This window comes from Acinetobacter rathckeae, assembly GCF_015627125.1.
Taxonomy (GTDB): Bacteria; Pseudomonadota; Gammaproteobacteria; order Pseudomonadales; family Moraxellaceae; genus Acinetobacter; species Acinetobacter rathckeae.
In genome coordinates this window covers 155,083-164,763 of record NZ_VTDO01000006.1, presented here as the reverse complement: position 1 = coordinate 164,763, position 9,681 = coordinate 155,083, and the positions used below count along the sequence as shown (strand labels likewise).

The window sequence follows — 9,681 nt, the reverse complement described above, 5'->3', positions numbered from 1 at the left end:
GCCTTGTTCTTTGGCTGCTTCTTCAGTCAAACCGACCCAAGCCGCTTCTGGGTGTGTATAAATGACGCTAATAATCGTGTCGTAATTCACTTGTGCAGCATGACCATGAATACGCTCCACAGCCATTACACCCTCTTCCATCGCTTTATGTGCAAGCATTGGGCCACGTACTAAATCACCAATTGCATATACGCCATCAATAGAAGTTGCACAGTGGTCATTAACTTCAATAAAACCACGTTCAGTGAGTGTAATACCCGCATCAGCAGCCAATAAACCTTCTGCATACGGCTTACGCCCAACACAAACAATTAGCTTATCAAATACTTGCTCATGCTCTTGACCATTTTGGCTGTATTTCACAGTCACTTCACGGCCATTGACTTGCGTACCGGCAACTTTTGCCCCAACGCGAATATCTAAGCCTTGTTTTTTCAAGATTTTTTGGAAATCTTTAGCAAGTGCTTTGTCTGCCATTGGTAAAAAGCTGTCCATGGCTTCAAATACAACAACTTCTGCACCTAAACGGCGCCATACAGAGCCTAACTCAAGTCCAATGACGCCTGCACCAATTACCCCTAAGCGTTTTGGTACTTCGGGGAAATTTAATGCACCTGTAGAGTCAACAATAATATCTTGATCTACTGGTGCAACAGGAATATTTACAGGTACAGAGCCTGAAGCCAAAATCACATATTTAGGTGATAAGACTTGGATTTCACCCTCATGTGGTACAAATTCTACTTTTTTACCTGCAAGTAGTTTACCTGTACCTTGTAGCCACTCAATTTGATTGCCTTTGAGTAGCTGTGCAACACCACCGGTCAACTGATCAACCACTTTGTCTTTACGTGCAAGTAGTTTTGCTAAATCAAGCGAGACTTCGCCTGTGCTAATCCCGTGATCAGACAACTCGTGTTGTGTAGATTCAAAACGGTGTGCTGAATCAAGTAATGCTTTTGATGGAATACAACCAACGTTTAAACATGTACCACCCAAAGATGGCTTACCATTATGAATACGTTTTTCAATACACGCGACTTTAAAGCCCAATTGTGCAGCACGAATTGCAGCCTCATATCCACCAGGGCCACCACCAATCACAACCAGATCAAACTGTTGAGACATGTCCATCTCCATTTTCCACAATACTTTACCGAAGTAGATTGTGTTTTTTTATCACGATAATTTCAAGTTAAAGATCAAGAATGAGTTTTGCAGGCTCTTCCAATAGCTCTTTTACTGTCACCAAGAAACCAACTGCTTCCTTACCATCAATCATACGGTGGTCATAAGATAATGCAAGGTACATCATCGGTAAAATGACCACTTGACCATCTACAGCCATTGGGCGGTCTTGAATTTTATGCATACCCAAAATTGCAGTTTGTGGCTGATTTAAAATAGGTGTAGATAATAACGAACCGAATGTACCACCATTGGTAATGGTAAATGTACCGCCCGTCATTTCTTCAATGGCCAACTTACCATCACGTGCTTTGCCTGCATAACTGCGAATACCTGACTCTACTTCAGCATAGCTCATATGATCTGTGTCACGCAGTACTGGTACAACAAGCCCACGTTCAGAGGATACCGCCACACCAATGTCATAATAGCCATGATACACAATATCATCGCCATCAATAGATGCATTCACAGCAGGATAACGCTTTAATGCTTCTGTTACCGCTTTCACAAAGAATGACATAAAGCCTAAACGTGCACCATGACGCTTTTCAAACGCATCTTTATATTGCTTACGCATGTCCATGATTGGTTTCATGTTCACTTCGTTAAACGTCGTTAACATGGCTGTTTGCTGTGTTGCTGCCAATAATCTTTCTGCCACACGCTTTCTTAAACGTGTCATAGGTACACGTTTTTCTATACGACCTGAAGGCGTGGTTGCTGTTTCTGTCATAGTAACCTGAGGTGTTGCTACAGGGGCAGGTGTCACTTGATGATTCACCACATCTTCTTTAGTAATACGACCACCACGGCCTGTGCCTGCAATATTTGCAGCATCAATACCAGTTTCAGTCAATGCTTTACGTACCGCAGGGGCTTGATCTTGCACAACCACAGGTTGTGAACGCTCTACCACCGCAGTTGCACCAGCATGTGTTTGTGCTGTAGTTTGTTCAACCTGTTGACTTACTTCAGCAGATCTTGTGTCCGCTACACTTCCTGCTTCAAATTGTGCAATGAGCTCATTCGAAAGTACAGTGTCACCTTCTTCTTTTATAAAAGCCGTGATCTGACCATCTGCAGGCGCAACGACTTCAAGAACCACTTTATCTGTTTCAATGTCACAGATCACTTCATCACGTGCAACACGCTCACCAACACATTTATGCCAAGTTGCAATTGTTCCATCTGCGACCGACTCTGGAAATACAGGTGCATTAATTTCAATAGCCATGGGTAAATATCTCCTGATTATTCAGCTTCGATCGCAAGTGCGTCAGAAATAAGCTGGTTTTGTTGTTGTGCATGTAAGTAAGGTGAACCACATGCAGGAGCTGCTGCCGCTTCACGACCTGCAAATTTTAATTTAATTGCACGTTCACTTTGAGCAATGCCTTCAAATAATTGTGGTGCAATATATTGCCAAGCCCCTTGGTTTTTCGGCTCTTCTTGACACCACACCAAATCTTTAAGGTTTGGATAGCTTGCCAGCACCTGAGCAATACGTTGCTCTGGGTAAGGGTACAATTGTTCAACACGTACAATCGCTGTATTTTCTAAAGCACAGCTACGGCGTTTTGCCAATAAGTCGTAGTAGACTTTACCACCACAAAGCACGACACGTGTGACCGCATCTTGTGCCAAAGCATCAATTTCATCAATCACGGTATTAAATTGACCTACCGCCAACTCATTGAGCGTAGATACTGCCTCTTTATGACGCAGTAATGATTTTGGTGCCATAACAATCAAAGGTTTACGTAATGGTCGTACCACTTGTCTTCTCAGTAAATGGAACATCTGAGCAGGTGTGGTTGGTGTAACCACTTGCATATTGTCTTCTGCACATAACTGTAAGAAACGTTCTAAACGTGCAGATGAATGCTCAGGCCCTTGCCCCTCAAAACCGTGTGGTAATAACATGACTAAACCACAGACACGCTCCCATTTGGTTTCACCAGACGCAATAAACTGGTCAATCACCACTTGAGCACAGTTCACAAAGTCACCAAACTGAGCTTCCCACACCACGAGGGCATGTGGCTGTGTGGTCGCATAACCGTATTCATAGGCCAATACAGCTTCTTCAGACAGTAAAGAGTCCCATAATGCAAAACGTGGTTGGTTCTCTTTAATATGGCACAGCGGTAAATATTCTTGACCATTTTTTTGATTATGCAATTTAGCATGACGATGCGAGAACGTACCACGTCCCACATCTTCACCACTAATACGTACCAAGTAACCCTCATCTAAAATGGTGGCATAGGCTAAAACTTCTGCCGCACCCCAATTTAATGGTATTTCACCTGTTTGCATTTTCAAGCGTTCATCAATCACTTTTGCCACTTGACGTTGTAGCTCAAAACCTTCTGGACGCTGATACATAATCTTGCCCAGTTGCTTTAAGCGCTCAAGGCTAAATGAAGTATCCCAGTCATCGGTATAATCCATACCCAAATATGGCTTCCAATCGACAAACATTTTGGTATTTGGCTCAAGCACTAAAGCATTTGCAACATGCTTCCCTGCTTCTAAATCAGCCCGATAGCGCTCAATCATACGATCAGCAGTGGCACGGTCAACGATCTGTTGCTGCACTAAGGTGTCTGCATACAACGTACGTGTCGTGGCTTTTTGACTAATCGCTTTATACATGCTTGGCTGTGTGCCTGATGGCTCATCTGCTTCGTTGTGTCCACGGCGACGGTAGCAAAATAAATCTAAGACCACATCTTTACGGAAGGTATGGCGAAAATCATGTGCAAGTTGAGTAATAAACACCACTGCTTCAGGGTCATCACCATTCACATGAAAAATAGGTGCCTGCACCATTTTAGCAATATCTGTGCAATACTCAGTCGAACGGGCATCTTTCGGGTTAGACGTGGTAAAACCAACTTGGTTATTTACAATAATATGAACTGTACCACCCACCGAATAGCCACGCGTTTGTGACATTTGGAAGGTTTCCATATTTACGCCTTGCCCTGCAAACGCAGCATCACCATGAATAATGACTGGTAATACATCATCACCACCAATATCTTTACGGCGCACTTGACGAGCACGTACCGAACCCTCAACCACAGGGCCAACAATTTCTAGGTGAGAGGGGTTAAATGCCAAAGCAAGATGCACTTCACCACCTGCGGTCATCACATTTGATGAAAAGCCTTGGTGATATTTCACATCACCTGAACCTTTCTTATGTAAGGCCTTACCTTCAAACTCACCAAATAGATCTGCTGGGTTTTTACCCATCGTATTTACAAGTACATTCAAACGGCCTCGGTGTGGCATACCAATGACCACTTCTTTACAACCTACGGCACCTGCTTGTTGTATCAGTTCATTCATCATTGGAATAAAAGATTCTGCACCTTCTAAACCAAAGCGTTTAGCACCAACGTATTTATTGCCTAAATATTTTTCTAACCCTTCTGCAGCGGTTAAACGCTCTAAAATATTCTTTTTCTGTTCAACAGATAACCCATACTGCCCACGTGCCCCTTCTAAACGTTGTTGAATCCAACGTTTTTCAGCAGTGTTGACAATATGCATGTACTCTGCACCAATAGACTGACAGTAGATGGCTTCCATTGCCTCGACCATTTCGCCTAAAGTTGCTTCTGGTTTACCAATGGCTAAATTGGCGGTATTAAATACCGTGTCTAAATCTGACTTGGTTAAACCATGTGTACTCAGCTCCAAGTCTGGTACTTCTTCACGTTTGGCAATACCAAGTGGATCTAGTTTGGCTTTTTGATGACCACGGTTACGGTAGCCTGCAATCAGTTGCAAAATACCAATTTGGCGGTGTTCGTGTGCTGTGCTTACACTACTCGATACCACAGGTGTCATGCGGTTGGCATTACGTCCAAGCAATAGAAATTGCTCACGGACTGCCCCATGCGGTTGATCACCTTTTGGAAATGTATCGAAGTATGTTCGCCAGTCGTCACTGACTGAGGTTGGAGAAGTTAAGTACTGTTCGTATAATTCTTCTATATACGCTGCACTGTCAGCTGAAAGTTCAGTATCTAGACGCAGTGCGTCTGCAACTTCTTGCATTTGTGGACCCATTTCCTTTACTGCAAAAAATAAACGGTTGCTTGATCTCAAGTAACCCTTGATCAACCTGTTTAAACACATTTTTCAATGTGACTCAATCAAACTTATTGTTCAATCCATTGAGTGATGTACGGTTGAAATACACCAAATAAGTCAATAAAAACACAGTATATTTTATAAATATCACGAGTATATTACTCAATATATTGCGTAATTTTTTGCAAACCGACTTAGAAAAAATAAATGCTTGAATTTAACTTTTCTAAAGCGACTATATCCTTATACTCACTTCATGATGGCGTTAAAATTTAAACCAATTCACCACATCTTTCGACCAACACTATGCCAAGTAATTTTTGCATAAAACATCACCTTTTCAAGTGGTTTATACAAAAATTACGTATTAAAATGGCAATGTAGCGACTATCCGGCCTGATCTAAAAGCATGCCACGAATATGACCAATCGCTTTGGTTGGATTCAAACCTTTCGGACACACAGCCACACAGTTCATAATGCCTTTACAACGAAATAGACTAAATGGGTCATCTAAACGTGCAAGGCGTTCTGCGGTTGAAGTATCTCGTGAGTCAATAATAAAGCGGTACGCATTGAGTAACGCAGATGGGCCTAAAAACTTGTCAGGATTCCACCAAAATGACGGGCAAGAGGTTGAACAACATGCACACAAAATACACTCATACAACCCATCTAGATGCTCTCGCTCCGCAGGTGTTTGTAAGCGTTCTTTCGGTGGTGCAGGTTGATTATTCACTAAAAATGGTTGAATTTTGTCGTACTGGTCATAAAACTGGTTCATATCGACCACAAGGTCTTTAATCACTGGCAAACCAGGTAACGGACGAATCACAATCTTTTTAGGTAAATCATTGAGATTAAGCAAACAAGCCAAACCATTTTTACCATTAATGTTTACACCGTCTGAACCGCAAATCCCTTCTCGGCAAGAGCGTCTAAATGTCAGTGTTTCATCCTGCACTTTTAATGCCAACAAAGCATCAAGTAACATACGATGTTTCTCTGTCAACTCCAGAGTAAACGTTTGCATATACGGTGCTGTATCCTTATCAGGATCATAGCGGTAGATTTCAAAGGTACGTGTGCCTCTACTCATGTCTTTCTCCCGATTAGAATGTACGTGGCTTCGGTTGAATTGCATCAACCGTTAATGGCTTGTAGCGTACTGGCTTGTACTCTAAACGGTTATCTGAGGCATACCACAATGTATGCTTCATCCATTCATCATCACGGCGACCATACGAATAGGTTGGGTGCTCTGCAGGTAGCTCATAGTCAACGACTGTATGTGCCCCACGGCATTCCTTACGTGCTGCCGCTGAGATTAACGTTGCTTTAGCAACTTCATATAAGTTTTCAACTTCTAATGCTTCAATACGTGCAGTGTTAAACACTTTAGATTTATCTTTTAAGTGAATATTTTTAACACGTGGTGCAATGGCTAAAATTTCTTTTACCCCTTGATCAAGCAAAGCTTGTGTTCTAAACACACCTGCATGATTTTGCACAATTTCACGAATTTCATCTGCCACATCTTGTGCATTTTCACCTGAGGTCGAGTCATCTAATTTTTTGACTCTCTCTAAAGTTTGTTGCAACACATTGGTTGGTAATGGTGCATAATCATCACCATGATGCTTGGTCACATAATCAATAATATGCTCGCCCGCAGCTTTACCAAACACCACCAAATCAAGCAGTGAGTTTGTACCCAAACGGTTTGCGCCATGCACAGACACGCAAGAACACTCACCAATGGCGTAAAAACCTTTTACAGGTTGCGTAAAGTTACGCTCACTGTCTGTATGGTATTGGTCTTGTGCAACATCATAGCCCGCATGCAATGGCTTATCTTCTGCTGTTGCAGGAACAACCACCTGACCATGAATATTGGTTGGAATCCCACCCATTTGATAATGAATGGTTGGTACAACAGGAATTGGCTCTTTGGTAATATCAACGTTGGCAAACTTTTTACCAATTTCAAAAACCGAAGGTAGACGCTTCATAATGGTACTTGCACCTAAATGCGTCATATCTAACAAGATATAGTCACCTTTAGGGCCACAACCACGACCTTCTTTAATTTCTTGGTCCATTGAACGCGACACAAAATCACGTGGTGCAAGATCTTTCAGTGTTGGTGCATAGCGCTCCATAAACGGTTCGCCATCTTTATTTCTTAAAATTGCACCTTCACCACGACAGCCTTCGGTCAGTAATACACCTGCACCTGCCACACCTGTCGGGTGGAACTGCCAAAACTCCATGTCTTGCAATGGTATGCCTGCTCGAGCAGCCATACCCAAACCATCACCTGTATTAATATAAGCATTGGTTGATGCACGATACACACGCCCTGCACCACCTGTTGCAAATAACGTCGCTTTGGCTTGAAATACAGCAATATCACCTGTTTCTTGGTCATATGCGGTGACACCTAGCACATCACCAGCTTCATTACGAATCAGGTCTAAAGCAATCCATTCTACAAAAAACTGTGTACCCATTTTAACGTTGCTTTGGTACAGCGTATGTAAAAGTGCATGCCCTGTACGGTCAGCGGCTGCACACGCTCTAGGTACTGCTTTTTCTCCATAATTTGCCGAGTGACCACCAAATGGACGCTGATAAATCGTACCATCTTCATTACGGTCAAATGGCATACCTAAATGCTCTAACTCATACACCACTTTCGGTGCTTCACGACACATAAACTCAATGGCATCTTGGTCACCTAACCAATCTGACCCTTTGACTGTGTCGTAAAAATGGTAGTGCCAATTGTCTTCTTGCATATTACCTAAAGACGCACCAATACCACCTTGAGCTGCAACCGTATGCGAACGTGTTGGAAATACTTTTGTCAGTACTGCAACTTTTAAACCCGCTTGTGCCAGCTGGTAAGCGGCTCGCATACCAGAGCCACCACCGCCAACAATGATCGTATCAAAGGTTAAATTTTGAATATTAGAATAGTTTTCTTTGGGAGTAATTGCACCCATGATTTGTTACCGCCTTATTTGTTTGCCCAAAAGATTTGGATACACCAAATCGCATATACAAAAACCGCCACAATCACCAGTGTGGTCAGAATTAAACGTAAACGCGGTGCGAATGGTCCCATTTGCCTTGTGGTCACATAGTCTGTAAAGACTTGCCACATACCAATCCATGCATGAGAAACTAAAGATAAGACAGCCAATAAAGACAAGATCTTCATGGGTAAAGTCAGCATAAAGCCCGACCATTGTTCATAACTAAAACCGCTATGCAACAGAATCCAGCCGAATACAACAACAGTATAGACAGCTAAAATAACTGCACTCACACGCTGAATAAACCAATCACGTGACCCTGAGCCAGTTAAACCAGTGGCACTTTTCATAAGACAACAATCCATATAAATGCTGCAACAATCCCTATTGCAGATAAAACCAATGACGCCGTTGCTGCTGCACGACCACTATAAAGTTCCTCAAAGTGACCTAAGTCTGCAAGCAAATGGCGAACGCCAGCCACAAAATGATAAATTAACCCAGCAACAAATGCCCATACCACAAAGCGAACTGCAATATGGCCAAACACGTGTTCTTTCACGTAGGTAAATCCATCGGCTGAAGACAATGATTTATCCAATATCCAGAGTAGAATTGGAATGAGTACAAAAACTATTACACCTGAAAGGCGGTGCAATATAGAGGCAATAGCCACGGGTGAGCGTAAATTAACCGCTAACACCTGTCCCATGGTTAAATTGACAGGTCTATTACTTTTCACAGCGGGCATCCTATGTGTAAAAACCCAAGCCTTGGGTTTATCTAATTCAATTTAATGAAGGAAAGCTAGCGTATGATCTGGGCATCCTTCGCCCAAACGTATTCTATGTGAAAGTATAAGATGGCTATTTTAAAAACTCAAACAAGACTAAAGACCAATAACAAGTAAAAAAAATCATGCTCTACAACACTATTAAAAGTACTTTAATTTTTATATTTTTAAAAATTAAACCATAAAAAACAATGTATTAAAGTATAAAAACAACCCCTAAACCCAGCCTCACCCATGATTAAATAGCAACCAATTTTTTTGTATTATCTTTTAAGTATACAGGTATTTTTTTTCGATATAGCTCAAAGCATTTTTCACTTCAAATAAATATAAGCTCAGCGTTTAAACACCATTTACAAGGCATAAAACACACCTAAAACCATTACTTAATCACCCACTTAACACATTTAATTTTATGACTTTCCACCCATAACTTGTATACCAATCATACAACTTTGGTCGATATTACTTTCAAATCGCAACAATTACAGATATAAAACACTATATTTTTTAGCTCATGTTGGGTTACATTTAAACATGAAGGATT

General features: G+C 41.8%; 7 protein-coding genes. All 7 read right to left on the bottom strand.

All coding sequences use genetic code 11. The features are described 5' to 3' along the window. Positions 1–1,128 (bottom strand): FAD-dependent oxidoreductase (locus I2F31_RS10675; RefSeq protein WP_195773886.1); only part of this gene is annotated, 1,128 nt, incomplete at its 3' end. Positions 1,129–1,195: 67 nt separating this feature from the next. After that, entirely contained in the window at positions 1,196–2,425 is a 1,230-nt protein-coding gene (gene odhB, locus I2F31_RS10670) for a 2-oxoglutarate dehydrogenase complex dihydrolipoyllysine-residue succinyltransferase (RefSeq protein ID WP_195769328.1), read from the bottom strand. Positions 2,426–2,442: 17 nt separating this feature from the next. Further along, positions 2,443–5,265, bottom strand: a complete 2,823-nt coding sequence (locus I2F31_RS10665) for a 2-oxoglutarate dehydrogenase E1 component (protein ID WP_195769327.1) — start codon at positions 5,263–5,265, stop codon at positions 2,443–2,445. Positions 5,266–5,688: 423 nt separating this feature from the next. Next, a complete protein-coding gene (locus I2F31_RS10660; RefSeq protein WP_195769326.1) occupies positions 5,689–6,399 on the bottom strand; it encodes a succinate dehydrogenase iron-sulfur subunit in 711 nt (236 codons plus the stop codon). Between the two features lie 13 nt (positions 6,400–6,412). Then, a complete protein-coding gene (sdhA, locus tag I2F31_RS10655) occupies positions 6,413–8,308 on the bottom strand; it encodes a succinate dehydrogenase flavoprotein subunit (RefSeq protein WP_195773885.1) in 1,896 nt (631 codons plus the stop codon). Between the two features lie 14 nt (positions 8,309–8,322). Next, a complete protein-coding gene (gene sdhD, locus I2F31_RS10650; protein WP_195769324.1) occupies positions 8,323–8,691 on the bottom strand; it encodes a succinate dehydrogenase, hydrophobic membrane anchor protein in 369 nt (122 codons plus the stop codon). Continuing rightward, on the bottom strand, positions 8,688–9,092 hold the full coding sequence (sdhC, locus tag I2F31_RS10645; RefSeq protein WP_195769323.1) for a succinate dehydrogenase, cytochrome b556 subunit: 405 nt from the start codon (positions 9,090–9,092) through the stop codon (positions 8,688–8,690). The genes sdhD and sdhC overlap by 4 nt, the downstream gene beginning before the upstream one ends. Positions 9,093–9,681: the final 589 nt, after the last annotated feature.

What these genes read in the sequence shown, in the direction of transcription:
- sdhC (WP_195769323.1), bottom strand. Translation starts at nt 9,092, where the DNA reads ATGCCCGCTGTGAAAAGTAATAGACCTGTCAATTTAACCATGGGACAG.
- sdhD (WP_195769324.1), bottom strand. Translation starts at nt 8,691, where the DNA reads ATGAAAAGTGCCACTGGTTTAACTGGCTCAGGGTCACGTGATTGGTTT.
- sdhA (WP_195773885.1), bottom strand. Translation starts at nt 8,308, where the DNA reads ATGGGTGCAATTACTCCCAAAGAAAACTATTCTAATATTCAAAATTTA.
- odhB (WP_195769328.1), bottom strand. Translation starts at nt 2,425, where the DNA reads ATGGCTATTGAAATTAATGCACCTGTATTTCCAGAGTCGGTCGCAGAT.
- I2F31_RS10665 (WP_195769327.1), bottom strand. Translation starts at nt 5,265, where the DNA reads ATGCAAGAAGTTGCAGACGCACTGCGTCTAGATACTGAACTTTCAGCT.
- I2F31_RS10660 (WP_195769326.1), bottom strand. Translation starts at nt 6,399, where the DNA reads ATGAGTAGAGGCACACGTACCTTTGAAATCTACCGCTATGATCCTGAT.